Source organism: Streptomyces sp. NPDC006516, assembly GCF_040611875.1.
GTDB lineage: Bacteria > Actinomycetota > Actinomycetes > Streptomycetales > Streptomycetaceae > Streptomyces.
In genome coordinates this window covers 343,765-368,492 of sequence record NZ_JBEXPD010000004.1, presented here as the reverse complement: position 1 = coordinate 368,492, position 24,728 = coordinate 343,765, and the positions used below count along the sequence as shown (strand labels likewise).

The following is a 24,728-nucleotide window of genomic DNA, read 5'->3' as shown; positions in this document are numbered from 1 at the left end:
TCCTTCGGCGGACACGTCTGGGTGATCAGCAAACTAGCCGCCGCCGAGAGGGGATTCGGGCGTGAAAAGGCGCAGGTGAGCATCGTTATGGTGGGCTTAAGGGACGGTTAGGGGAGGGCTCAGGAACCCGGCTTCCCGGGCGCTCGCCAGCGGTGCGCCGGCACCAGGTTTTCCGCGCCGCCGCAGGACGGCCCGGAGGCCCGGGTGCCCGGCGGCGGCGCTGCTGGGTCAGACCTGGACGCCTGGCGTCCCGTCCTCCACGACCACGCTCGCGCGCGTGCTGATCGGAGCGTCCGGCTTCGTCACGAACGGCAGGACGCGGAAGTCGCTCGTCCACCGCTCGCGGTCCACCGTGACGCGCACGTAGCCGCGCTGGCTGTTGAAGAACTTCATGTGCGGGTTCGCATCGAGGAACGTCCGGCCCTGGGCCGTCATGTCGGCACCGTCACCACCGCTCGTGATCGAGGTGCCCACGAACTCGGAGCCGACGGTGGCCGACCCGGGGTCGCTGTAGTCGCGCTTGAGGTCCCACGCGTAGTTCTGGTGGCGGTCGCCCGTGATGACGACCAGGTTGCGCACACCGCGGGTGTCCGCCTCGGCCAGCAGCCGGTTGCGCTCGGCGACGTACCCGTCCCAGGGGTCCATCCAGACCGTCGTGCCGGGACCCGGGTCGTGGTCGGTCTGGCCCATCGGGGCCTGGTTGCCGAGGATCTGCCAGCGCGCCTGCGAGCGGCTGAAGCCCTTGAGCACCCAGTCGCGCTGCCGGGCCCCGAGCAGGGTCCGGTCCGTATCGAAGCGGTCCGCGCAGTCGGCCGACACCCCGTCGCCGCAGGGCTGGTCGTCGCGGTACTGGCGGGTGTCGAGCATGGTGAAGTCGGCGAGCCGGCCATAGGAGAGCCTGCGGTACATCTGTACGTCGGGGCCGTCAGGCAGCTGGGTGCGGCGCAGCGGCGCGTGCTCGTACAGCGCCTGGAAGGCGGCGGCGCGGCGCAGCAGGAAGGTCTCGGGGTCCTCGTTGTTCTCGGACGTCTCGTCCGCCCAGTTGTTCTCCACCTCGTGGTCGTCGAACGTCATGATCCACGGGAAGTTCGCGTGCGCCTCGCGCAGTGGTGCCTCGGACTTGTAGAGGCCGTACTGGAGGCGGTAGCGGGCGAGGTCGAGGGTCTCCGTGTGGAACTTCGGATCGGTGCTCACGCCGCGCTTGTTCGTCTTGACGCCCGACTCGTAGAGGTAGTCCCCGAGGTGCACCACCAGGTCCAGGTCCTCCTGCGCCATGTGGTGGTACGCCGTGAAGTAGCCGTCCTGCCACGCCTGGCAGGAGGCGAAGGCGAACTTCAGCTCGCGGGGGGAGTCCGAGGGGGCCGGGGTGGTGCGGGTGCGCCCCACGGGGGAGATCGCCGAGCCGGCCTTGAAGCGGAACCAGTACGTGCGGTCGGGGGCGAGCCCGTGCACCTCGGGGTGGACGGAGTGCGCCAGTTCGGGAGTCGCCACGACACTGCCGCGGCGCACAACACGGCGGAACCGCTCGTCGAGCGCCACCTCGTACTGGACGCGGACGGGCGTGGCGGGCATCCCGCCGAGGCCGTCCTGCGCGAAGGGTTCGGGGGCCAGACGCGTCCACAGCACGACGCCGTCCGGCTTCGGGTCGCCCGACGCGACGCCCAGGGTGAAGGGGTCTCCCTTCAGGGCGGGTGCGGCGTACGCGGACCGGGTGTCCCACGCCCCCGTCCCGAGCATCAGCGCGACGGCTGCCGCCCCGCCGTAGCCGAACATCTGCCTGCGGGACACGGAATTCGCGATCACGGGTCCGTCCTCCTCGGTCGACTGCGCCAACCTCGGAAACGGTGCCGGGAGTTGATGTCATGCTCACGCGTAACGCATGGCCGGTTGCCGAGCGATACGTGAACACCACAGCCAATGCGGCCGGCGGCTCAGGACGCCCGCGCGAAACACCACAGCCGATGGGCCGGGCGACTCAGGACATCGCGCGGTAGCGGCGCTCGGGCCGGCCCGTCCCGCCGTACCGCAGCGACACCTCGGCCCGCCCCGTCTCCGCGAAGTACTCGAGGTAGCGGCGCGCGCTGACCCGTGACAGGGCGCCCGCCTCGGCACACTCGGAGGCCGAGAGTCCCGCGGGGTGTTCGCGGAGGATCCGTTCGACCAGGTCCGCCGTGTGGGCGGCCAGCCCCTTGGGGAGTTCGCGGGAGCCCGGGGGACGGGTGCCGAAGATGCGGTCCACGTCTTCCTGGCGGGCTTCCCGGTGCTCCTCGTCCAGCGCGTCCAGACGGTTGCGCAGCGAGGCCACGTGCTGGACCTGTTCCTGCAGGGCCGCGCGGTGGAACGGCTTGATCAGGTAGTGCAGGGCGCCGGCCCGCAGGGCCGCCCTCACCACCCCGGCCTCGCGGGCCGCAGTGATGAAGAGCGCGTCGGCGCTGTGCGTGTTCCCCTCCCGCTCCTCCATGGCGCGCAGTTCCCGCAGGACCTGGATGCCGTCCATGTCGGGGAGGTAGATGTCGAGCAGGACCAGGTCGGGGCGGAGCAGGCGGGCCGCGTGCAGCGCCTCCGCGCCGGTGTGGGCCACGCCCACGACTGTAAAACCGTCCATTGCGGACACGTAGCGGCTGTGCAGCTTCGCGACCATGAAGTCGTCGTCCACCACCAGCACTTTCGTCACCCCGACACGCTAGGGCGCGACCACAAGGACCACAACGTCCATTGGTTCCGGAACGGCGACAGCTTGCCTACGCGCAGGCAACATGTGGGCCACCTCACACGCACACACGGCTCGAAAGGCGGCATCCGGTGCGACTGCGCACTCCATTCGCCCTGCTCGGGGCAGCGCTGCTGGTGGTCGTCGGCCCGCCCCTGCTCTCCACCGGCAGTGGCTCCGGCACCGGCACGCAGATCCCCGGACTGCGCTTCATGGTCCCCAACACACCCGGCGGCGGTTACGACATCACCGCGCGCACCGCGGCCAAGAACGCCGAGGACGCCGGACTGACCCACGGCATCGAGGTGTTCAACCTGCCAGGCGCGGGCGGCACCGTCGGCGTGACCCGGCTGGCCGCCGAGCACGGGAACGGCAAGCTCGCCATGTCGATGGGCCTCGGCGTCGTCGGCGCCGTCCACACCAACAAGTCGACCACGACCCTCGCCGACACCACCCCGATCGCCCGGCTCACCGAGGAGCAGGACATCGTGGTCGTCGCGAAGGACTCCCCGTACGAGACGATCGGCCAGCTGCTCACCGCCTGGAAGAAGGACCCGGGGAAGATCCCGGTCGGCGGCGGTTCCTCGCCCGGTGGCCCCGACCACCTGGCGCCGATGCTGATGGCGAAGGCCGCAGGTATCGCGCCCGCGCGGGTCAACTACATCCCCTTCGACGGCGGCGGCGAACTCCTCGCCTCCATCCTCGGCAACAAGGTCGGCTTCGGCGTCTCCGGCGTCGGTGAGTACCTCGACCAGATCGAGGCCGGTGAGCTGCGCCTGCTCGCCGTCACCGGGCCGAAGCGGGTCCCGGGCCTCGACGCGCCCACCCTCCGCGAGGCGGGTCTCGACACCGACTTCACCAACTGGCGCGGCATCGTCGCGCCGCCCGGACTTTCCGACTCCGAACGGGACAAGCTCATCGGCCTGGTGAGCGAGCTGCACGAATCGAAGCAGTGGCGCGACTCCATGAAGAAGAACGGCTGGGACGACGCCTTCCTCGCCGGCGACGACTTCGGTGACTTCCTGGACGCCCAGGACCACCGCGTCGCCACCGTCCTGAAGGAGCTGGGACTGTGACGGACGAGACCGGGCCCCGGCCCGCCACCGCACGCGCCTGGCTGCGCGAGCACTCCGAACTCGGCGTGTGCGTCATCCTGCTCGTCCTTGGCGCCCTCGTCCTGACCGACGCCCTCACGATGGACGTGGACATCACCCAGCGCGGGCCCGTGGGCCCCAGGACCGTCCCGATCGCCGTCGGCGCCGGGCTGCTCGCCGTAGCCGTCCTGCTGGCCGTCGACGTGCTGCGCGGCGGCCGGGGCGAGGCCGAGGGCGGCGAGGACGTCGACCTCGCCGAACCCGCCGACCGGCGTACCGTCGCCCTGCTCACCGGCGTCTTCCTCGCCTTCGCCGCCCTCATAGGCCCGCTCGGCTTCCCGATCTCAGGCGCCCTGCTCTTCTGGGGCTCCGCGTACGCGCTGGGCAGCCGCCACATCGACCGTGACCCGCTCATCGCCGCCGGGCTCTCCCTGGCGACCTACTTCGTCTTCGACAACCTGCTCGGGGTGCCCCTCCCGGGCGGCCCGCTGATGGGGGTGCTCTGACCCGTGGATTCCCTCAACTCCCTCGTCGACGGCTTCGGCACGGCGCTCACCCCGGTCAACCTGCTCTGGGCGGCGCTCGGCGTCCTGCTCGGCACGGCGATCGGCGTGCTCCCCGGCATCGGCCCCGCCATGGCCGTGGCCCTGCTCCTGCCGGTGACGTACGGACTCGAACCGACCGGCGCCTTCATCATGTTCGCCGGGATCTACTACGGCGCGATGTTCGGCGGCTCCACCACCTCGATCCTCCTGAACACCCCGGGGGAGAGCGCGGCCGTCGTCGCGGCGATCGAGGGCAACCCGATGGCGAAGGCGGGCCGCGGTGCCCAGGCGCTGGCCGCGGCGGCCATCGGCCACTTCGCCGGCGGCATGATCGGCACGATCCTGCTGGTCGTCCTCGCCCCGACCGTCGCGTCGCTCGCCGTCGACATCGGCGCACCCGACTACTTCGCCATCATGGTGCTGGCCTTCATCGCCGTCACCTCGGTCCTGGGCTCCTCGCGGATCCGCGGCCTCGCCTCGCTCCTCATCGGCCTCACCATCGGCCTCGTGGGCCTGGACCAGATGACGGGCCAGCAGCGCCTGACCTTCGGCTCGCTCCAACTGGCCGACGGCATCGACGTGGTCATCGTCGCCGTCGGGCTCTTCGCCATCGGGGAGGCCCTCTGGGTCGCCGCGCACCTGCGCCGCTCCAGTGGCAAGCCGATCCCCGTCGGCCGCCCCTGGCTCGGGAAGCCCGACGTCCGGCGCACCTGGAAACCGTGGCTGCGCGGGCCCTTCATCGGCTTCCCCTTCGGCGCGATCCCGGCCGGCGGGGCCGAGATCCCCACCTTCCTCTCGTACGTCACAGAGAAGCGGCTGTCCAAGCACCGGGACGAGTTCGGCAAGGGAGCCATCGAGGGCGTCGCCGGACCGGAGGCGGCGGCCTCCGCCTCCGCCGCCGGGACCCTGGTCTCCATGCTCACCCTCGGACTGCCCACCACGGCCGTCGCCGCCGTCATGCTGGCCGCCTTCCAGCAGTACGGCATCCAGCCCGGACCGCTCCTGTTCGAGCGCGAACCCGAGCTCGTCTGGGGCCTCATCGCCTCGCTCTTCGTGGGCATGGTGCTGCTGCTCGCGCTGAACCTGCCGCTGGCACCGGTCTGGGCGAAGCTGCTGCGGATCCCGCGCCCCTACCTCTACGCGGGCATCCTGTTCTTCGCGGCCGTCGGTGCCTACGCGGTCGGCGGAGAGGCCGTCGACCTGGTGATCCTGCTGGTGATCGGACTGATCGGCTTCGGGATGCGGCGGTACGGCCTTCCCGTGCTCCCGGCCGTCATCGCCGTCATCCTCGGCCCCTCCGCCGAACAGCAGTTGCGGCGCGCCCTCCAGATCAGCGACGGCAGCGTGACCGGTCTGGTCGACACACCCTTCTCTGTGACCGTCTACGCGATCGTCGCGGTGATCCTGCTGTGGCCGCTGGTGAGCAAGGTGAGGGGGCGCGACAGGACATGACGGACTGTCGGCGGCGGCTGCGACAATCGTGGGTATGACCACGACCGACTGGGACGCCGCCGCCGAGTCCTTCGACGACGAGCCCGACCACGGACTCCTGGACCCGGTGGTCCGCAGCGCCTGGGCGCGCCGGATGGAGACCTGGCTTCCCCCCGCCCGCTCCGAGGTGCTCGACCTCGGATGCGGCACCGGAAGCCTGTCCCTGCTCGTCGCAGGTCAGGGGCACCGGGTCACCGCGGTCGACCGGTCACCGCGGATGGCCGAGCGGGCACGGGACAAGCTGGCCGGCACCGGCGCCGAGGTGCTCGTCGGCGACGCGGGCCGGCCGCCGGTCGGCAACCAGCGGTTCGACGTGATCCTCGCCCGGCACGTGGTCTGGCTGCTGCCCGACCCCGCGGCCGCCCTGCGGCACTGGTTCTCGCTGCTGCGCCCGGGCGGACGGCTGGTGCTCATCGAAGGGGTGTGGGGCGGCACGGGCCTCTCGGCGGCCCGTCTCACCGCCCTCCTGGGCGAGCACACGGAGCGCGTCCACCACGAGCCGCTCTCCGGCGACGCCAGGCTCTGGGGCAAGGAGGTCGACGACGAGCGGTACGCCCTGGTGGCCCGCGCCGAACCCCCGCGCAGGCACGCCGAGGTCGTCGACGTCCACCTGATCCTGCGCCGGGGCTCCGAGGTGCTGCTCGCCCGGCGCGCCGGCACGGGATACGCGGACGGACTGTTGCACGCCCCCTCCGGCCACGCCGAGGACGGCGAGGACGTCCGGGAGGCCATGGTCCGCGAGACGGCCGAGGAGATCGGGATCGTCCTCGATCCGGACGAGCTCCGGGTCGCCCTCGTGATGCAGCACAGGGGGCCGGGCGGAAACCCCAGGATGGGATGGTTCTTCGAGGCGCACCTCGACCCCGCGCGCCCGCCCCGCAACGCGGAGCCGGACAAGTGCTCCGAGCTCGCCTGGTTCCCGCTGGACGCGCTGCCGGACGACATCGTGGCGTACTGCCGGGCGGGACTCGACGGATACCGCGCGGAGGAGCGCTTCCTCATCCACTGGCACGAGGACGGCGACACCGTCGCGTATGTCCCGGAGAGACCTCGGCGCGCCGTCCCGCTGCCGGTGACGGCGGCCCCCACCGGCCGGGTGCACCACATCGAGCTGTGGGTTCCCGACCTGGCGGAGGCCGAGGCGGAATGGGGCTGGCTGCTCGGCGAACTCGGGCATGTCCCGTACCAGAAATGGGCCCACGGCCGCAGCTGGCGGCGCGGCGACATCTACGTGGTGGCCGAGCACTCACCCGATCTGACCGGCGGGACGCACGACAGACTGCGCCCGGGCCTCAACCACCTGGCGTTCCACGTCCGGGACCGCGCCACCCTGGACGCCCTGGCCGCACGCGCTCCCGGACACGGCTGGCAGCCGCTCGTGCCCGGAAGTGTCCCGGGCGCCGGCAGCGGGCACTACGCGGCGTATCTGGTGAACAGCGCGGGATTCGAGGTGGAGCTGGTCGCCCCGTGAGGCCGGCTCAGCCCACCAGCGCGGCCAGCCCCTCGGTGCGGGCCAGGTGTTCCAGCTCGTCCAGCGCCCGCACGGCCGCCTCCGCCGCCGAAGGGTCGCGCCCGGCGAGGCCGCTCTCCTCGAACTCGTCCTCGTCCAGGCGCAGTACGGACGACCCGTCGGCGGAGACCCACAGGTCGAGATCCAGATCCTCGACCAGAAGCTCGGCGCCCCGGAGCACGGCGGGCCGCGTGATGTCGCAGTACCAGCCCTTCAGTTCACCGCCGCCGGTGCGGACCTCCTTCACCGCGAACCACCGGTCGCGCCAGTAGTGCTCGGTGAAGACATCGCCCGGTTCGAACCGCACGAAGCCGAAGTCACGCACCCCGTCAGCCGCCCACGGCGCCCTCACGGTGATCCGTGTCCCGTCGTCGCTCACTTGCTCGGCCGGATAGCGGATTTTGGTGCGGCCGGCCTTGACCAGGGCGACCGTCACCGTGGCCGAGGGGTCAGACGAGTGTGCGGACATGGCGTACCTCCGTGGCACAGATCTCGTAGCCGAACCAGCGGTTGATCGCCAGCATCGGCCCGTTGTCGGCGTCGTTGCCGGTGTAGGCGTCCGTGTATCCGGCGGCGCGCGACCGGTGCAGCGAGTCGCACTTGGCGAGCTTGGCGAGACCCCGGCCGCGGAAGGCCCGCACGGTGCCGGTCATGCCCGACCAGTAGCGGGTCAGGCCGTCGGTCTGCGCGACGCTGAACGCCGCGACCTTCCCGTCCACCACGACGACCGTGGTGAGCGCGTGGTCGAAGCCCGGCTGCCGCCAGGTCGTGGCCAGCCAGTTCTCGTAGTCGGAGAACTCCACCGGGGTGTCGCTCGGCTCGTCCGCGGTCGTCTCCGCGTCCGCCTCGAACAGCGGGCGCGGGTCGTGCTCGTAGTCAGCCGCGGTGCGCAGCTCCACCCCGGCAGGGAGCTCCGGGACCGGCGGCAGCGCGCCGCCCGCCAGGTCCAGACGGAGGAAGTGCGCCGGCCTGCGCGGCGCGTATCCGCGCTTCCTGGCGAACGCGCGGTTGGCCGGTTCGTCGAGCACCCAGGCGTACACCTCGCTCGCACCGACTCCGGCCAGGTACTCCTCACCGGTCCGTGCGAGCAGCGACCCCGCGCCGCGTCCCGTCCTGTCCGGGAGTACGTACGGGTTGCAGAACCCCTGGCCGGGCTTCGCGCTCTCGTGGGAGATGCCGACCTGCGCGGTGCCGATCACCTCGCCGTCCTCCTCGGCGACGAGCAGCCGGTAGTGCCGGTCGGGATGGGCCGAGGCCAGATCACTCAGAACCTGCTCCGGCGTCGTCACCATGTACGGAAGCGCGGCCCGCCTCACCCGCACCCAGGCTTCGGCGTCGGAGGGCAGGAAGTCACGCACGAGTACCGTCATGGGCGCACGCTAACGCGGGGTGTCGTCCGCCCGCGCGCGAATTTCCGGCGGTGACCTGCGGTGCCGGGACGCGTGGTGCGAGAGAATCGGCGCGTGACCCTGAAGATCGCCGTTGACCCGGACTCCGCCACCGCACCGTACGAACAGCTGCGCGCCCAGCTGTCCGAACAGGCCCGTTCCGGCACCCTGCCCGTCGGCTTCCGGCTCCCGACCGTACGCGGCCTCGCGGGTGAACTGGGCCTCGCCGCCAACACCGTGGCCAAGGCCTACCGGGCGCTGGAGACCGACGGCGTGATCGAGACGCGGGGCCGCAACGGCACCTTCGTCGCCGCGGCAGGCGACGCCGCGGCCCGCCACGCGGCGACTGCGGCGCAGGAGTACGCCGAACAGGCACGCCGACTGGGCCTGGCACAGGCCGACGCGCTCACGCTGGCCGAGGACGCGGTGCGGGCGGCCTACGCGAGGTGACCCTGCGCGGGCCGGGCGGGCTGTGTCTCCGTGTGGCCCGCGGGGTGACGCAGGCGCCGTCGCTCCCTCGGGGGGTGCTGCGTCCGTGCGGGCGGCGTGGCCCGTGGGGATCAGAGGTACATCCCCGCGTCGGCACCCGCGTCCTGCTTCGGCACGGACGCCGGGCCGGTGCCGCGCCGCAGGGCGTAGAGCTCGGCGAGCGTGGCGCCCTCCCGGCCGAGGCCCGCGTCCGTACCGAGCCAGGACACCGACTCCGCGCGGGTCAGCGAGCCCACCTCGATACGTGCCAGGCAGCGTCCCGGCCTGACGACCGCGGGGTGCAGCCGCTCCAGGTCCTCGTTGGTCGTCACCCCCACCAGCACGTTGCGCCCCTGCCCCAGCAGACCGTCCGTCAGGTTCAGCAGCCGGGACAGCGCCTGCCCGGCCGTGTGCTTGGCCTCGCCGCGGATGAGCTCGTCGCAGTCCTCGAGCAGCAGCAGGCGCCACCGGCCCTTCGCCGAACCGTCGTCCTCGCCGATGGCGATGTCCATCAGATAGCCGACGTCGTTGAAGAGCCGCTCCGGGTCCAGTACGCAGTCGACCTGGCACCAGTCGCGCCATGAACGGGCCAGCGTGCGCAGCGCGGAGGTCTTGCCGGTGCCCGGCGGCCCGTGCAGCAGGAGCAGCCGCCCCGCGATGTCATCGGGCGTGACCTTCATCAGCCGGTCCATCGCATCGGCCACCGGGGCCGTGTAGTTGGGCCGGACCTCCTCCCAGGTCCCGGCGGCGATCTGCCGTGTGGTGCGGTGCGGGCCGCGGCGCGGGGAGACGTACCAGAAACCCATGGTCACGTTCTCCGGCTGCGGTTCCGGCTCGTCCTTCGCGCCGTCGGTCGCCTCCGACAGCACCTTCTGCGCCAGTTCGGGACTGGTCGCGGTCACCGTGACATCGGCGCCGCGGCTCCACCGCGAGATCAGCAGCGTCCAGCCGTCACCCTCCGCGAGTGTGGCACTGCGGTCGTCGTCACGTGCCGCCCTGAGCACCTTGGCCTCCGCGGGAAGCAGGGTCGCCCCCGGCTTCACCCGGTCGAGGGAGGAGCTGTGCGAATAGGGCTGCTCGCCCGTCGCGAAGCGGCCCAGGAACAGCGCGTCCACGACGTCCGAGGGCGAATCGCTGTCGTCGACGTTGAGCCGGATCGGCAGGGCGGACTCGGGGTTGGCAGACATGGCGCCCATGATCCGGCACGGCGGCACACCGCGCACCCAGGTTTCACGAGCTGCCCCGGGACGGGGTGGGCCGCCGCGGAGTGCCGGGAGGGCGCCCTCGCCCTCCCGGCACTCCGGGATCAGCCGTGGTCCACGGCCGGCCCCGTTGCGCCCGGCCTCCGGCGCGCGCCGGCGACTTTGCCCCCCAGTGCGCCGGATGCCGGACTTCGATGTGACGCACCGCCAAGGGGTGGTCAGGAAGGCCCGGTCGAAGCTTTTTGGCATGAACACTTCCGAAGGCTGGGTCGGTACTGCTACCACGGAGCAGGCAGAGATCCTGCCCAAGGAGGTCTCATGAAAATGTCCAGACTCGTGGCGTTCTCGTCCTCTCTCCTGCTCGGTACCGTTCTCGCCCTGACCGGTGCCGGCGTCGCCCAGGCCAAGGAATCCGTACAGGCCGTCGACTACGTCGCCCTCGGTGACTCCTACTCCTCAGGGGTCGGTGCCGGGAGCTACGACAGCGCGAGCGGCAGCTGCAAGCGCAGCACCCGCGCCTACCCCGCCCTGTGGGCCGCGGCCAACAGCCCGGCCTCGTTCGCCTTCAAGGCCTGCTCGGGGGCCACCACCGGCGATGTGACGAGCAGCCAGCTCTCCTTCCTCAGCGCCTCCACCGACCTCGTCTCGATCTCCGTGGGCGGGAACGACGCGGGCTTCGCGGACGTCATGACCACCTGCGTCCTGCAGTCCGAGGCGACCTGCCTGAGCCGGATCGCCACCGCCCGTGCCTTCGTCGACTCGACGCTCCCCGGCAGGCTGGACTCCGTGTACACGGCGATCAGCGCCAAATCGCCCGCCGCCCGCGTCGTCGTCCTCGGCTACCCCCGCTTCTACAAGCTCGCCGGAAGCTGCATCGCCGGCCTGAGCGAGAACGAACGCGCCGCCATCAACGGCGCCGCCGACCACCTCAACGCCGCCACCGCCAAGCGCGCCGCCGACCACGGCTTCACCTTCGGCGACGTCACCTCGACCTTCACCGGGCACGAGATCTGCTCGGGCAGCGCCTGGCTGCACAGCGTGAACTGGCTCAACATCGGCGAGTCGTACCACCCCACCGCCGCCGGCCAGTCCGGTGGCTATCTGCCGGTCCTCAGCTCCAAGGCCTGACCGCACGCTCCAAGGCCTGACCGCACGCGCCACGCGGCGCACCTCGCGTCACGTACCTCACATTCCCGCCGCTCCGGCCGTACGCCCGGAGGAGGCCCCGCGCTGCCGGGCCTCCTCCGGCCGTACGCCCGGAGGAGGCCCCGCGCTGCCGGGCCTCCTCTTCGTGCGCGGCCGACGCGCATGACCGGTGGCGTGCGTCACCGGCGGCGTACGGAAGCACTTCGGATCGTCGGGCCGGTAGGCAGCCCCCGGCGTGCGCCCCCGCGCAACCGTCGCACCGCACCCGGGTCCCCCGCCGAGCAGCCGGATCGCCGCCGAGTTGACCATTCCGTACGTAACCGGCAGGGTGCGGTAACGGGCCGTCAACCCCCGTACCCGAGTGTGCAATCCTGCGGCCGGGATACACGAGTGTCATCGCGGGACGATAGGGTTAACCTGCCCGGGCCGGGTGCCCTCGTACGGGTGGGGAGTGACATGGAACAGATAACAGTGCGCAGCAGGCCGCGTGTGCCTGCCATTACGTGTGGGAGCGGTGCGACCAGTTCGCGCCTCGACCGCCATCTCGCAGTGCTGGGCGGCCCCGTCGTCCCGCAGCGTGAGTCGGCGGAGGCGACGCTGCTGATGCTCGAGCTCACTTCGCGCGACGCCGCGCACAGCCGCCGGAGCAGGAGCGCGCGTGTCTCGCTCTTCGCCCCGCTGCGGCGACTGCGGCGCTCGCTCTTCGGCAGCCGCCACTGACCGACGGTTGTCACGACCGGTCCGGCCCTCCGCTCAGGGCCGCGTCCACGATCACTCCGTCCCGACGCAGTGCTGCTGTCTGCCCGCCCGTCATCCCCAGGGCCCGCAGCGTTGCGTCGGTGTGCTCCCCCAGCGCCGGTACGGCACCCATCGGCGCCGGCGCCCCGCCCGGCAGCGTGATCGGGGGCAGCAGCGTCCGAAGCGCGCCGGCAGGCGTGGGCACCTCCCGCCACCGGTCCCGTGCGGCCAGCTGAGGGTGTGCGGCCACGTCCGCCACCGTGTTCAGCCGGGCGCAGGCGATGCCCGCCGCCTCCAGCCGTGCCAGTGCCTCGTCGCCGCTCAGCGCCGCGAGCGCACCGGCCACGACCACGTCCGTCCGCGCGCGGTTGGCCGTCCGCGCGGTGTTCGTCGCGAAGTCCGGGTCGTCGGCCAGCTCGGGCCGTTCCAGCACCTGGTCAGCGAGCCGCCGCCACTCCCGGTCGTTCTGCACGGAGAGCAGCACCCGCTCGCCGTCCGCGGTGGCGTACGCGTCGTACGGGGCGATGACCGCGTGTGCGAGTCCCGTGCGTACCGGGGATTCCCCTCCGTGCATCCCGTGGTGCAGCGGGTGCCCCATCCACTCGGCCAGCGAGTCCAGCATCGAGATCTCGACCGGGCCCCCGCGCCCCGTGGCCGCGCGCCTCAGCAGGGCCGCCAGCACCCCGGAGAAGGCGTACATCCCCGCCGCGATGTCGGCTGCGGGAATCCCCGCCTTCACCGGCTGCTCCGGGGTCCCCGTGACGGACACCAGGCCCGCCTCGCACTGGACGAGCATGTCGTAGGCCCGCTTGTGGGCGTACGGGCCCTCGGCCCCGTAGCCGGAGATGTCCACGGCCACCAGCCGGGGGTGGGCGGCGCAGAGGGTGGCGGCGTCGAGGCCCAGCCGGGCGGCGGCCCCCTGCGCGAGGTTCTGCACGAACACGTCGGCCCCGGCGACGAGCCGTTTCACCACGTCCAGGCCGCGTGGGACCTTGAGGTCGACGGCGACCGACTCCTTGCCACGGTTGCACCAGACGAAGTGGGAGGCGAGCCCGCGGGCCGCGGTGTCGTAGCCCCGCGCGAAGTCACCTCCGTCGGGCCGCTCGATCTTGACGACCCGTGCGCCGAGGTCGGCGAGCTGCCGGGTCGCGAAGGGGGCGGCGACGGCCTGTTCGACGGCCACCACGGTGACGCCTTCCAGCGGGAGAGGCTGTGTGCTGCTCATGGGCAGCGTGCTTACCGTGTGCGTGGCCCGTCTGTCACCTCGCGGGGCGCATGCGTGGCCCGTCTGTCACCTCGCGGCCGTGTGCGTGACCTCACAGCAAGGCGAACTGCCCCTCCGGCCCTTCCTCCTCGTGGTCCAGCACGGACGCGGGGCGCCGGGCCGAGGGGGGCACGGGCAGCACCCCGGCGGCGCGCAGCCCGCTCCGGGACAGGGGCTCAGCCCCGTCCAGCGCGGCCCGCAGGGCCTCCTGCCGCGGCCCGAGGCCGTCGAGCAGGGCGAGCACGGTGATCAGTTCGAGCAGCTCCGAGGTCCTTTCGCGTGGCCAGCCTCGCGGCCCCACCGCGGCCAGCCCCTCCGCCGGGGCCGTGCGCCGCCCGAACCAGAGCTCCAGCATCCGCACCCCGCCGACCCGGAAGTCCCAGGCCCCGACGGGCACGGGCGAAATCCGCCCCTCGCCGATGACCAGCGCCTCGTCATCGGCGTCGTAGCTCATCGCGTCCGGCCGGGGATCGACCGCGGCCCGGACGTACGGACGACGGCCGCCCGGAAGCCGTGGCCGCTCCCCGCCGCGCGCCCCGCGCAGCTGCACCCGCAGCAGCTCCCGGCCCAGTTCGACGCCCTGCGCCCACAGCGCCCCGTCCGCGGGCAGCGGCACGACCGGCCCGCCGGGCGAGGGCAGGGCTGCGGCCAGGGCCCAGGCGAGCACGGACTCGGCGGTGACCGGCTGCCCGTAGCGGGCGCCCAGCAGGCCGGTCAGGCCCGGGGCGAGGTTGGGCTCCAGCCCTCCGGGCCGCCGGTAGAGCGGCCGTATGCGTCCGGGGCGCCCGGCGGGGGAGTGCCCGTCGGGCAGCAGCGCGGAGGCGGAGAGGGCGGGCCCGGTGCCCTGCGGCACATGTCCGTGCTCGACCGCGAAGAGCTGATGGCCGTCGGCGACCCGCCACAGCTCGGGCCGGGCGGCGTCCAGCAGCCGGTGGTCGGGGATCAGCCACTGTTCGTCGAAGGGGCCGTGCAGGATGCGTACGGGCTCGGGATACGGACCCGGGTCCCGGGCGAAAGCGCTCGTCCCGGTGGCCCGGCCCGGCAGTGCGGCGGCCGGGGTCAGCGGCGTGCGGGAGCGGCTCGGCCCGAACAGCCGCTCCTGCTCCGCCCCTTCGGCCCCGGCCAGCAGGTCCCAGCGGGCCCGGAGGGAGGAGGCGTCCGGCGCGGTCACCCAGGAGCGTCCCGTTCTCAGGGGCCGGACCGACCAGGGCATGAGGTCGTCCAGCAGCGGGGGCGCGTCGCCCCTGCCGGCTCCGGCCGCCACCCGTGCTGCCACCGTGTCGTCCTCCCCGTCGCCACGTCCGCCGCCTCCGGCATCGTAACGACCCCGCCTTCGCGGACCCGCCGTCAGTGCGCTTCGACGGTCACCGAGAAGGAGAAGCGGTCTCCCCGGTAACGGATGCGGGCCACGTCCACGACCGCGCCCTCCTCGTCGTACGTCACGCCGGTGTAGTGCAGGATCGGGCTGAGCAGCGGCACCTGGAGCAGCTCGGCCGTGACGGGGTCGGCGAGGCGGGCCTCGACGGTGTCCGTGATCCGCGAGATCCGTACGCCGACGGCGTCTCGCAGCACCTTGGTCATCGGCCACCGCGCCAGGTCGGCCACGTCGATGCGGGCCGCGAGCTCCGGACGTACGGCGTTCTCCGCCCAGTTGGTTGGCTCGTCCGTCCCCTCGTCGCGGCGCAGCCGCCGGTAGCTCATCACCTCGGGACAGCCCGGGAAGAACTCGGCGAGATCACCGGGGACGGGCGTCCGGCCGTGTCCGAGCACGGTCGTGCGCTCACCCGACTGCTGCGCGACGATCGCGTCGATCGAACCGAGCAGCCGCACCGGGGAGACCCGCCGGGCGCGAGGCTCGATGAACGTCCCGCGCCTGCGGTGCCTGCTGATCAGCCCCTCGCTCTCCAGCTCCTTGAGGGCCTGGCGCATGGTGAGGACGCTGACGCCGTAGTGCACGGCGAGCTGTTCCTCGGTCGGCAGCCGCGTCGAGGCGTCCTGGGGGCGGCCGAGTATGGAGGCGCGCAGCGACTGCGAGACCTGGTACCAGAGGGGCAGCTTCCGGTTCAGTACGAGGGAGTCGGGGGCGAACCCAGGCGTACGGCTCGCCTCGTCGATCTGATCCATCCCGTTCACCTGAACTCCCTGGGCTGCGGCCGGCCGCGCGGTGTCACGGCCGGAAGTTGCGGCTCAGACCCTGCCACACGTCGTCGTAACCGCGCTGGAGATGGTCCGCGACCGCGGCCTGTGCGGTCGCGGTGACCGGCCAGCGCGTCTCGAACATGAACGCCAGGCCGTCGTCGATCTTCTGCGGTGCGAGCTCCGCCGCGCTCGCCCGGTCGAAGGTCTCACGGTCCGGCCCGTGCGCCGACATCATGTTGTGCAGGGAGCCGCCGCCCGGCACGAAGCCACCCGACTTGGCGTCGTACGCGCCCTCGATCAGGCCCATGTACTCACTCATCACGTTCCGGTGGAAGTACGGCGGGCGGAAGGTGTCCTCGCCGACCAGCCAGCGCGGGGCGAAGACGACGAAGTCGACACCGGCCAGACCCGGGGTGTCGGACGGCGAGGTCAGTACCGTGAAGATCGACGGGTCCGGGTGGTCGTAGCTGATGGTGCCGAGGACGTTGAAGCGGCGCAGGTCGTAGACGTACGGCGTGTGGTTGCCGTGCCAGGCGACGACATCGAGCGGCGAGTGGCCGTACGTCGCCGACCAGAGGTTCCCGCAGAACTTGTTGACCACCTCGACCGGGCCCTCGCGGTCCTCGTAGGCGGCGACGGGCGCCAGGAAGTCCCGCGCGTTCGCCAGGCCGTTGGCCCCGATCGGGCCGAGGTCCGGCAGCACGAACGGCTGACCGTAGTTCTCGCAGACGTAGCCGCGGGCCGTGGTGTCCAGCAGCTCGACGCGGAAGCGGACACCCCGGGGGATCAGCGCCACCTGGCCGGGGCCGGCCGCCAGCAGGCCGAGTTCCGTGCGGAGCAGCAGCCCGCCGTGTTCCGGGACGATCAGGAGTTCGCCGTCGGAGTCGCTGAAGACCCGGTCGGTCATGGAGGAGTTCGCGCTGTAGAGGTGCACGGCCATTCCCGTGCGCTGTGTGACGTCGCCGTTGCCGCCCAGCGTCCACAGGCCGGTCAGGAAGTCGGTGCCGGGGGCGGGCGCGGGGAGTGGGTCCCAGCGCATCCGGTTGGGGTCGGGCACCGTCTCGGTGAAGGGGGCGCTGCGCAGGGTGCCGTTGTCGATGCGGACAAAGGCGGGGTGGGCGGCCGAGGGCCGGATCCGGTACAGCCAGGACCGGCGGTTTCGGGCGCGGGGTTCGGTGAAGGCCGAGCCGCTGAGCTGCTCCGCGTACAGCCCGAGAGGTGCGCGCTGGGGGGAATTGCGGCCGTGCGGCAGGGCCCCGGGGACGGCCTCCGAGCTGTGCTCGTTGCCGAAGCCCGCACTGTGGCCGAGATTCCTCGCCGTCTTCCTCGCCTGCTCGATGCCACTCATCATGCGCTCCCGGTGGACGGTGGATCCCGTGGATCCCCTGACGAAGAATCCTATGCATCACCGTAGGAATCGAAACGTGGCCCGTCAACGGCATACATGCATCATGGAGCCCGTGTCCCACGCTCATACGAACCTCCGACGCGTCCCCGTGCAGCAGCGCAGCGCCGACCGGCTCGCCCGGATCCTCGACGCCGGCGCCGCGCTGCTCGACGAGACCGGCTACGAGTTGCTCTCCACCCGGGCGGTCGCCGACCGTGCCGGCGTCCCCATCGGTTCCCTCTACCGCTTCTTCCCCAACAAGAGAGCGCTGGTCGACGCCTTGGCCGAGCGCAACCTGGAGGTCTACGCGGGGCGGGTCGTCGCCCGGCTGGAGGAGATCCCCGAGCAGGAATGGCGTGCGGCCATAGACGCCGTGCTCGACGAGTACCTCGCCATGAAGCGCTCGGTGCCGGGCTTCGCCCTCGTCGACTTCGGGCCGCCCCCTCCGGACGCCGGGCCGCTCGACGAGGTGAACCGGCGGGTGGCCGGACGGCTGGCCGACCTGCTCTCGCGGCATCTGGGCCGGGGGCGCGACGGGGCGGTCTCCGACGCGGGTCTTCTGCGGACCGTCCTGGTCAGCGTGCAGGCCGCCGACGCCCTGCTCCAGCTCGCCTTCCGCAGCGACCCGGACGGCGACCCGGACCTGATCGGCGAGACCCGGATCCTGCTCCAGGCCTATCTGGCACGCGTCCTCGAATGACCTGAGCGGGGCGGCGCGCCCTTCCGGCACGGGCAACTGGGGCCGGGCGGGGCGCACCTCCCGCACGGGTCCTCGGGCAACGGGGCCCGCGGCGCGCACCTCCGCCACCGGTCCTCGGATCAACCGGGGCCAGGCGGGGCGCACAACGGTGGCGCCGGCATCTCGCCAGCATCCGTACCGGTCGGTATGCTCGACCTCGGCCGGAACCCGCACCTGCCGTGCGGAGGCGGGAGGCCGGATCACGCCCGCGCGCCACCGCTGCCGCCGCCCCGGGGAGGGCCCATGTCCCACGATTCCCGCACCGCACTGCGTGTCTGCCCGCTCTGCGAGGCCACCTGCGGACTCACCCTCACCATCGAGGGGACCACGGTGACCGGCGCCCGCGGTGACCGCGACGACGTCTTCAGCCAGGGCTTCATCTGTCCCAAGGGCGCTTCCTTCGGCGGACTCGACGCCGACCCCGACCGGCTGCGCACCCCGCTGATCCGCACGGACGGTGTCCTGCGCGAGGCGACCTGGGACGAGGCCTTCGACGTGATCGCCGCGAAGATCCCGGCCCTGATCGCCGAGCACGGCAAACAGGCCGTCGGGGTCTTCCTCGGCAACCCCAACGTGCACACCATGGCCGGCGCGCTCCACCCGCCGCTGCTGCTCTCCGCGCTCGGCACCCGCAACGTCTTCACCGCAAGCACGCTCGACCAGATGCCCAAGCACGTCTCCAGCGGACTCCTCTTCGGCGACGCCCACGCCATCCCCGTACCGGACCTGGACCGCACCGCCCACCTGCTGCTGATCGGTGCCAACCCCCTGGAGTCCAACGGCAGTCTCTGCACCGCCCCCGACTTCCCCGGCAAGCTCAAGGCGCTGCGCAAGCGGGGCGGCACCCTCACCGTCGTCGACCCGCGCCGCACCCGCACCGCGCGCCTCGCCGACCGGCACGCCGCGATCCGGCCCGGCACCGACGCCCTCCTGCTCGCCGCGCTCACGCAGGTCCTCCTGGAGGAGAAGCTCGCCGACCCCGGAGCGCTCGCGGACCACCTCCATGGGCTGGACGAACTGGCTGAGGCCATGGGGGACTTCACGCCGGAGGCGGTGGCCTCCGCCTGTGACCTGGAGGCGGACACCATCCGGGAGATCGCCCGCGAACTCGCCGCGGCTCCCGCCGCCGCCGTGTACGGGCGCATCGGCAGCTGCACCGTCGAGCACGGCACCCTGACCAGCTGGCTCGTCGACGTACTCAACATCCTCACCGGCAACCTCGACCGCCCGGGCGGCGCGCTCTTCCCGCTCTCCGCCACCGCCCGGGCGCCCCGGCCCGCCGCCCCCGGCAAGGGCTTCGCCCTCGGCCGCTGGAGGAGCAGGGTCTCCGGCCACCCCGAGGCCAAGGGGGAACTGCCCGCCGCCGCGCTCGCCGAGGAGATCGAGACCCCGGGGGAGGGCCGGATCCGTGCCCTCATCGTCATCGCGGGCAATCCGGTGCTCTCCGCACCCGACGGTGACCGCCTGGACCGGGCGCTCGCCGACGGCCTCGACTTCATGGTCAGCGTCGACCCCTATCTCAACGAGACCGCGCGCCACGCAGACGTCGTACTGCCCCCGCCGCCGCCCTCGCAGAGCGCCCACTTCGACTTCGCGTTCAACTCCTTCGCCGTCCGCAACCAGGTCCGCTACAGCAGGCCGGCCGTGCCGCTGGAGGACGGCAGGATGGACGAGAGCGAGATCCTCGCCCGGCTCGTCCTCGCCGTCGGCGGCAACCACGGAGCGCCGCCTGAGGCCGTCGACGACCTGGTCATCGCCTCGACGCTCGCCAAGGCCGGGGCCCCCGAGACCCTCGCCGCCGAACTGACCGGCCGCACCGGCGCCGAACGCCGCCTCGACCTGATGCTGCGCCTCGGGCCCTACGGCCTCACGCTGGAGCAGCTCCTCGCGCACCCGCACGGCATCGACCTCGGCCCGCTTCAGCCGCGCGTCCCGCAGGTGCTCAAGACCCGCTCCGGCCGCATCGAGCTGTTCCCGGAACCGATCGCCGCCGACCTGCCCCGGCTGCGGGCCTCGCTCGGCGCGCGCCCCACCGGGCTCGTCCTGGTCGGCCGCCGTCATCTGCGGTCCAACAACAGCTGGATGCACAACGTGGCGTCACTCCGCGGCGGCTCGAACGTCTGCACCCTCCAGATCCACCCCGAGGACGCCGCCCGGATCGGCCTCGCCGAGGGGGACACGGCCCGGATCACCGCGGCGGGCGGTGAGGTCGAGGCGCCCACGGAGATCACCGACGCGGTACGGGCCGGAGTCGTGAGCCTCCCGCACGGCTGGGGTCACAGCCGCCCGGGCACCCGGACGGCGGTCGCCGAGGCCGAGCCGGGTGTCAACGTGAACCAGCTCCTCGACGGCAGCCTCCTGGACCCGCTCTCCGGCACCTCGGTGCTCAACGCCGTCCCCGTGACCGTCACGCCAATTCCCTGACCTGGGGTTTTGCTCGTATTGCTCACACGTCAACATCTTGTTAACGCCGCTTCGGGACACCTAACGTCATCCGGACCGCGACTCCGGTCAGAGTTCAAAGGTGAACGTTAGGTATCCCATATGTTGACAATCCTCGGCTTTGCCATGATCGCGACCTTCCTGGTCCTGATCATGACGAAGAAGATGTCGCCGATCGCGGCGCTGGTCCTGATCCCCGCCCTGTTCTGCGTGGCCGTCGGGCAGGGCGCGAAGCTCGGTGACTACGTCATCGAAGGGGTCGGCAACCTGGCGCCGACCGCCGCGATGCTCATGTTCGCCATCGTCTACTTCGGCGTGATGATCGACGTCGGCCTCTTCGACCCGATCGTCCGGGGCATCCTGCGCTTCTGCAAGGCCGACCCGATGCGCATCGTCATCGGCACGGCGCTGCTCGCGGCGGTCGTCTCGCTGGACGGCGACGGTTCCACCACCTTCATGATCACCGTCTCGGCGATGTACCCGCTCTACAAGCGGCTGAAGATGAGCCTGGTCGTGATGACCGGTGTCGCCGCCACCGCGAACGGGGTCATGAACACCCTGCCCTGGGGCGGTCCCACCGCCCGCGCGGCCACCGCGCTCAAGGTGGACGCGGCCGACATCTTCGTCCCGATGATCCCGGCCCTCGCCGTCGGCCTGCTCGCCGTCATCCTGCTCGCCTGTGTCCTGGGCCGCCGCGAGCGCAGGCGCCTGGGCACCCTCACGCTCGACGAGGTGCTCGTCACCGAGCCGGAGACCGTCCTCGTCGGTGCGGGCGGCGGCCCCGACCGCCTCACGAAGGCCACCGGTACGGGCGGCGGCGCCACCGCCACCGGCGCCACCGCCACCGGCGGTACCGGAGACGCGGAGGGCACGGGCGGTCCCGAAGGCGGCGCCGTGGACGAGGAGTTCAAGGGGCTCGACCCCAACCGGTCCACACTGCGCCCCAAGCTCTACTGGTTCAACGCCGGTCTCACCGTCGCCCTGCTGGCAGCGATGATCCTCGAACTGATGCCGATCCCGGTGCTGTTCCTGATCGGCGCGGCCCTCGCCCTCACCGTCAACTTCCCCCACATGCCCGACCAGCGGGCCAGGATCGCGGCCCACGCCGACAACGTGCTGAACGTCTCCGGCATGGTCTTCGCCGCCGCCGTCTTCACCGGCGTGCTCACCGGCACCGGTATGGTCGAACACATGGCGGACTGGCTCGTCGGTGCCATCCCTGACGGAATGGGCCCGCACATGGCCGTCGTCACCGGTCTGCTGAGCCTTCCCCTCACGTACTTCATGTCCAACGACGGCTTCTACTTCGGAGTCCTGCCCGTGCTTGCCGAGGCCGGCGCCGCCCACGGCGTCTCCCCGCTGGAGATCGCCCGCGCCTCCATCGCGGGCCAGCCGCTGCACATGTCCTCCCCGCTCGTGCCCGCCGTCTACGTCCTGGTCGGCATGGCCAAGGTCGAGTTCGGCGACCACACCCGGTTCACCGTCAAGTGGGCCGTGCTCACCTCGCTGGTGGTGCTCGGCGCGAGCATCCTCTTCGGGATCATCTGATGCCTCCGGAACCCGGGCCCGGCAGGGGCTGGCTGCTGCGCCTCGTCATCGCCTTCGCCTTCGCGCAGGGAGCGGTGTCGATGGCGCGGCCCGCCGTCTCCTACCGGGCCCTCTCGCTGGGCGCCGACGAGCGGGCGATCGGCGTCATCGCCGGTGTCTACGCGCTGCTGCCGCTCTTCGCCGCCGTACCGCTGGGCCGGCGCACCGACCACGGCCGCTGCGCGCCCCTGCTGCCGACCGGCGTCCTCCTGATCGGCGGGGGCTGCGCTCTCAGCGGCGCCTCGGGCTCCCTCGCCGCGCTGGCCGCGTGGAGCGGGGTGATGGGCCTCGGTCACCTCTGCTTCGTGATCGGTGCCCAGTCGCTCGTCGCCCGGCAGTCGGCCCCCGCCGACCAGGACCGCAACTTCGGCCACTTCACCATCGGAGCCTCCCTCGGCCAGCTCGTCGGACCGATCGCCGCGGGTCTGGTCATCTCCGAGCAGGACGGCGCGATGGCCCGCACGAGCGCCCTGGCCCTGCTCGTCTCGGCGGTCGTCGCCGCCGTCTCCTTCACCTCGCTCTGGCGCATCGAACACCGGCGCACCGCCGTGGCCGCGCGGAAGGAGGCGCAGAAGGTGCCGGTGGGCGCCATCCTGCGGACCCGGGGTGTTCCGGCCGGGATCTTCATCAGCCTCGCCGTGCTCAGCGCCACCGACATCCTCACCGCCTACCTGCCGGTCGTCGGCGAGCACCGGGGCATCGCCCCCGCCACCGTCGGGCTGCTGCTCAGCCTGCGGGCCGCCGCGACCATCGCCTGCCGACTGGTCATGACCCCGATGCTGCGGAGGGTGGGCAGGGCCGCCCTGCTGTCCACGACCTGTCTGCTCGGCGGCCTCCTGTGTGCGGCGATCGCCCTGCCCGTTCCCGTGTGGGGACTCGCCGTGATGCTGGCCGTGCTGGGCTTCTGCCTGGGGGTCGGCCAGCCGCTCTCGATGACCACCGTCGTCCAGGCCGCGCCCGCGGCGGCCCGCTCCACCGCGCTGGCACTCAGGCTCACCGGCAACCGGCTCGGCCAGGTCGCCGCGCCCGCCTCCGCCGGTCTGATCGCCGGGGTCGCGGGCACTGCCGCCCCCTTCGTGATGCTGGGTGCGCTGCTGGTCGGGGCGGCGGGACTCGGCCTGCGGGGCGGCGCGCCGAGCCCGGCGGCACCGGGCGCCGAGCCGCCCGCACCCCGCGGCGAGGCACCCCGCGCCGAACGGCACCGCGCCGAGCGGGACGCCTCCTGACCCCCGGCTCCTGAATCCTGACCCGCCGCGCCCCGGACACGGGCCCGCCCGGCGTGGGACGGTTGCCGTGGTCCGTGCGTGACCTGTGTCTCCGGCCGTTCCCTGGCGCCCAAAAACTAACAGCGCTAGTTTGGGCCGGGGACGGCATCCGTCCGTACGGCACGGCTTCGGCGGCAGGCACAGCGAGCCCGGGAGGAACAGCAATGAAGGCGCATGACGGGATGTACATCGGCGGGGAATGGCGGCCCGCCTCGGGTCAGGACACGATCGCGGTCGTGAACCCGGCGGACGAGCAGGTCGTCGGGCACGTCCCCGCCGGCACCGCCGATGACGTCGACGCCGCGGTACGCGCCGCACGCGCCGCGTTCCCCGGCTGGGCGGCCACTCCGCCCGCCGAACGGGCCGCCAGGCTCGGAGCCCTGCGTGATGTGCTCGCCGCCCGCAAGGACGAGATCGCGGAGACGGTCACGGCCGAACTCGGCTCGCCGCTGCCGCTGTCCCAGATGGTGCACGCGGGCGTGCCGGTGCTGGTCGCCGGTTCGTACGCCGAACTGGCGGCCTCGTACTCCTTCGAGGAGAAGCTGGGCAACTCCACCGTCCTGCTGGAGCCCGTCGGCGTCGTCGGCGCGATCACGCCCTGGAACTACCCGCTCCACCAGATCGTCGCCAAGGTGGCCCCCGCGCTGGCCGCCGGCTGCACCGTCGTCCTGAAGCCCGCCGAGGACACCCCGCTCACCGCACAGCTCTTCGCCGAGGCGACCCAGGAGGCGGGCCTGCCCGCGGGCGTCTTCAACCTGGTCACCGGGATCGGCGCGGTCGCCGGGCAGGCCCTCGCCGAGCACGAGGACGTCGACCTGGTCTCCTTCACCGGATCCACTGCCGTCGGCAAGCAGATCGGTGCCACGGCGGGGGCGGCCGTCAAGCGCGTCGCCCTGGAGCTCGGCGGCAAGTCCGCCAACGTGATCCTCCCGGGCGCGGACCTCGCCAAGGCCGTCAACGTCGGTGTCGCCAACGTGATGTCCAACTCCGGCCAGACGTGCAGCGCCTGGACCCGGATGCTGGTCGACGCCGAGCGGTACGAGGAGGCCGTGAGCCTCGCCGCCGCGGCCGTCGCCAAGTACGTGCCCGGGGAGCGGGTGGGCCCCCTCGTCAACGCCAAGCAGCAGGCCCGGGTGCGGGGTTACATCGAGAAGGGCATCGAGGAGGGCGCCCGCCTCGTCGCGGGAGGCCCCGAGGCGCCGAAGGAGCAGGGCTACTACGTCAGCCCCACCGTCTTCGCCGACGTGACCCCGGACATGACCATCGCGCAGGAGGAGATCTTCGGCCCGGTGCTCTCGATCCTCCGTTACGAGGACACGGACGACGCCCTGCGGATCGCCAACGGCACCGTCTACGGACTCGCCGGAGCCGTCTGGGGTGCGGACGAGGAGGAGGCCGTGGCCTTCGCCCGCCGCATGGACACCGGCCAGGTGGACATCAACGGAGGCCGCTTCAATCCGCTGGCCCCCTTCGGCGGCTACAAGCAGTCCGGGGTGGGCCGTGAGCTCGGCCCGCACGGCCTCTCCGAGTACCTCCAGACCAAGTCCCTCCAGTTCTGATCCCCGCCGGTCCCACCGGTCCCACCGGTCCCACCGGTCCCGCCGGTCCCACCG

General features: G+C 72.3%; 21 protein-coding genes. 12 read left to right on the top strand and 9 right to left on the bottom strand.

Features of this window, described 5'->3' with window-relative positions:
- Positions 1 to 228 precede the first annotated feature (228 nt).
- Together ABZY45_RS16040 and ABZY45_RS16035 are read right to left on the bottom strand one after the other, a co-directional pair.
- Complete coding sequence (locus ABZY45_RS16040) at positions 229 to 1,803, bottom strand: alkaline phosphatase D family protein (RefSeq protein WP_356740286.1); 1,575 nt, start codon at positions 1,801 to 1,803, stop codon at positions 229 to 231.
- A gap of 172 nt (positions 1,804 to 1,975) precedes the next feature.
- Complete coding sequence (locus tag ABZY45_RS16035; RefSeq protein ID WP_356740284.1) at positions 1,976 to 2,674, bottom strand: response regulator; 699 nt, start codon at positions 2,672 to 2,674, stop codon at positions 1,976 to 1,978.
- Between the two features lie 128 nt (positions 2,675 to 2,802).
- Between ABZY45_RS16035 and ABZY45_RS16030 the strand changes: the two genes are divergently transcribed.
- From ABZY45_RS16030 to ABZY45_RS16015, 4 genes are read left to right on the top strand one after another with little or no spacing between them, the layout of a single operon-like run.
- Positions 2,803 to 3,786: a tripartite tricarboxylate transporter substrate-binding protein gene (locus ABZY45_RS16030; protein ID WP_356740282.1), complete on the top strand. Its 984-nt coding sequence runs from the start codon at positions 2,803 to 2,805 to the stop codon at positions 3,784 to 3,786.
- A complete protein-coding gene (locus tag ABZY45_RS16025; protein WP_356740280.1) occupies positions 3,783 to 4,310 on the top strand; it encodes a tripartite tricarboxylate transporter TctB family protein in 528 nt (175 codons plus the stop codon). The genes ABZY45_RS16030 and ABZY45_RS16025 overlap by 4 nt, the downstream gene beginning before the upstream one ends.
- Before the next feature lie 3 nt (positions 4,311 to 4,313).
- Complete coding sequence (locus ABZY45_RS16020; RefSeq protein WP_356740278.1) at positions 4,314 to 5,801, top strand: tripartite tricarboxylate transporter permease; 1,488 nt, start codon at positions 4,314 to 4,316, stop codon at positions 5,799 to 5,801.
- Positions 5,802 to 5,835: 34 nt separating this feature from the next.
- Entirely contained in the window at positions 5,836 to 7,311 is a 1,476-nt protein-coding gene (locus ABZY45_RS16015) for a trifunctional class I SAM-dependent methyltransferase/NUDIX hydrolase/VOC family protein (protein ID WP_356740276.1), read from the top strand.
- 7 nt (positions 7,312 to 7,318) lie between these two features.
- Here ABZY45_RS16015 and ABZY45_RS16010 read toward each other — a convergent pair whose 3' ends face one another.
- Both ABZY45_RS16010 and ABZY45_RS16005 read right to left on the bottom strand, forming a co-directional pair.
- Complete coding sequence (locus ABZY45_RS16010; protein ID WP_356740274.1) at positions 7,319 to 7,819, bottom strand: DUF402 domain-containing protein; 501 nt, start codon at positions 7,817 to 7,819, stop codon at positions 7,319 to 7,321.
- Positions 7,800 to 8,720 carry a GNAT family N-acetyltransferase gene (locus ABZY45_RS16005; protein ID WP_356740272.1) on the bottom strand — a complete coding sequence of 307 codons (921 nt, stop codon included), beginning with the start codon at positions 8,718 to 8,720 and terminating at the stop codon, positions 7,800 to 7,802. The genes ABZY45_RS16010 and ABZY45_RS16005 overlap by 20 nt, the downstream gene beginning before the upstream one ends.
- Before the next feature lie 93 nt (positions 8,721 to 8,813).
- On the opposite strand from ABZY45_RS16005, the gene ABZY45_RS16000 reads away from it, so the two are divergent.
- Positions 8,814 to 9,188: a GntR family transcriptional regulator gene (locus ABZY45_RS16000; protein WP_356740270.1), complete on the top strand. Its 375-nt coding sequence runs from the start codon at positions 8,814 to 8,816 to the stop codon at positions 9,186 to 9,188.
- 110 nt (positions 9,189 to 9,298) lie between these two features.
- Here the strand turns inward: ABZY45_RS16000 and ABZY45_RS15995 are convergent, their stop codons facing one another.
- Positions 9,299 to 10,393 (bottom strand): DUF5925 domain-containing protein, encoded by a 1,095-nt coding sequence (locus ABZY45_RS15995; RefSeq protein WP_356740268.1) that lies wholly within the window; start codon positions 10,391 to 10,393, stop codon positions 9,299 to 9,301.
- Positions 10,394 to 10,726: 333 nt separating this feature from the next.
- On the opposite strand from ABZY45_RS15995, the gene ABZY45_RS15990 reads away from it, so the two are divergent.
- Entirely contained in the window at positions 10,727 to 11,536 is an 810-nt protein-coding gene (locus ABZY45_RS15990) for an SGNH/GDSL hydrolase family protein (protein WP_356740266.1), read from the top strand.
- Positions 11,537 to 12,010: 474 nt separating this feature from the next.
- A complete protein-coding gene (locus tag ABZY45_RS15985) occupies positions 12,011 to 12,274 on the top strand; it encodes a hypothetical protein (protein WP_145806706.1) in 264 nt (87 codons plus the stop codon).
- 10 nt (positions 12,275 to 12,284) lie between these two features.
- Here ABZY45_RS15985 and ABZY45_RS15980 read toward each other — a convergent pair whose 3' ends face one another.
- The 4 genes from ABZY45_RS15980 to hmgA form a co-directional block, all read right to left on the bottom strand.
- The gene (locus ABZY45_RS15980; RefSeq protein ID WP_356740264.1) at positions 12,285 to 13,517 is read right to left on the bottom strand and encodes a CaiB/BaiF CoA-transferase family protein; all 1,233 of its coding nucleotides are present in this window, start codon (positions 13,515 to 13,517) and stop codon (positions 12,285 to 12,287) included.
- A gap of 91 nt (positions 13,518 to 13,608) precedes the next feature.
- The gene (locus tag ABZY45_RS15975; protein WP_356740262.1) at positions 13,609 to 14,832 is read right to left on the bottom strand and encodes a type ISP restriction/modification enzyme; all 1,224 of its coding nucleotides are present in this window, start codon (positions 14,830 to 14,832) and stop codon (positions 13,609 to 13,611) included.
- A 71-nt stretch (positions 14,833 to 14,903) separates the two neighbouring features.
- Positions 14,904 to 15,680: a GntR family transcriptional regulator gene (locus ABZY45_RS15970; RefSeq protein WP_356740260.1), complete on the bottom strand. Its 777-nt coding sequence runs from the start codon at positions 15,678 to 15,680 to the stop codon at positions 14,904 to 14,906.
- A gap of 43 nt (positions 15,681 to 15,723) precedes the next feature.
- Entirely contained in the window at positions 15,724 to 17,043 is a 1,320-nt protein-coding gene (gene hmgA / locus ABZY45_RS15965; protein ID WP_356740258.1) for a homogentisate 1,2-dioxygenase, read from the bottom strand.
- Positions 17,044 to 17,146: 103 nt separating this feature from the next.
- On the opposite strand from hmgA, the gene ABZY45_RS15960 reads away from it, so the two are divergent.
- The 5 genes from ABZY45_RS15960 to ABZY45_RS15940 all read left to right on the top strand — a co-directional run bounded on the left by ABZY45_RS15960 (position 17,147) and on the right by ABZY45_RS15940 (position 24,674).
- The gene (locus ABZY45_RS15960; RefSeq protein WP_356740256.1) at positions 17,147 to 17,782 is read left to right on the top strand and encodes a TetR/AcrR family transcriptional regulator; all 636 of its coding nucleotides are present in this window, start codon (positions 17,147 to 17,149) and stop codon (positions 17,780 to 17,782) included.
- A gap of 282 nt (positions 17,783 to 18,064) precedes the next feature.
- Positions 18,065 to 20,245, top strand: a complete 2,181-nt coding sequence (locus tag ABZY45_RS15955) for a molybdopterin oxidoreductase family protein (RefSeq protein ID WP_356740254.1) — start codon at positions 18,065 to 18,067, stop codon at positions 20,243 to 20,245.
- 120 nt (positions 20,246 to 20,365) lie between these two features.
- Entirely contained in the window at positions 20,366 to 21,811 is a 1,446-nt protein-coding gene (locus tag ABZY45_RS15950; protein ID WP_356740252.1) for a citrate:proton symporter, read from the top strand.
- Positions 21,811 to 23,076: an MFS transporter gene (locus ABZY45_RS15945; protein WP_356740250.1), complete on the top strand. Its 1,266-nt coding sequence runs from the start codon at positions 21,811 to 21,813 to the stop codon at positions 23,074 to 23,076. The genes ABZY45_RS15950 and ABZY45_RS15945 overlap by 1 nt, the downstream gene beginning before the upstream one ends.
- A 203-nt stretch (positions 23,077 to 23,279) precedes the next feature.
- Positions 23,280 to 24,674 carry an aldehyde dehydrogenase family protein gene (locus ABZY45_RS15940; protein WP_356740248.1) on the top strand — a complete coding sequence of 465 codons (1,395 nt, stop codon included), beginning with the start codon at positions 23,280 to 23,282 and terminating at the stop codon, positions 24,672 to 24,674.
- The last annotated feature ends 54 nt before the right edge of the window (positions 24,675 to 24,728 follow it).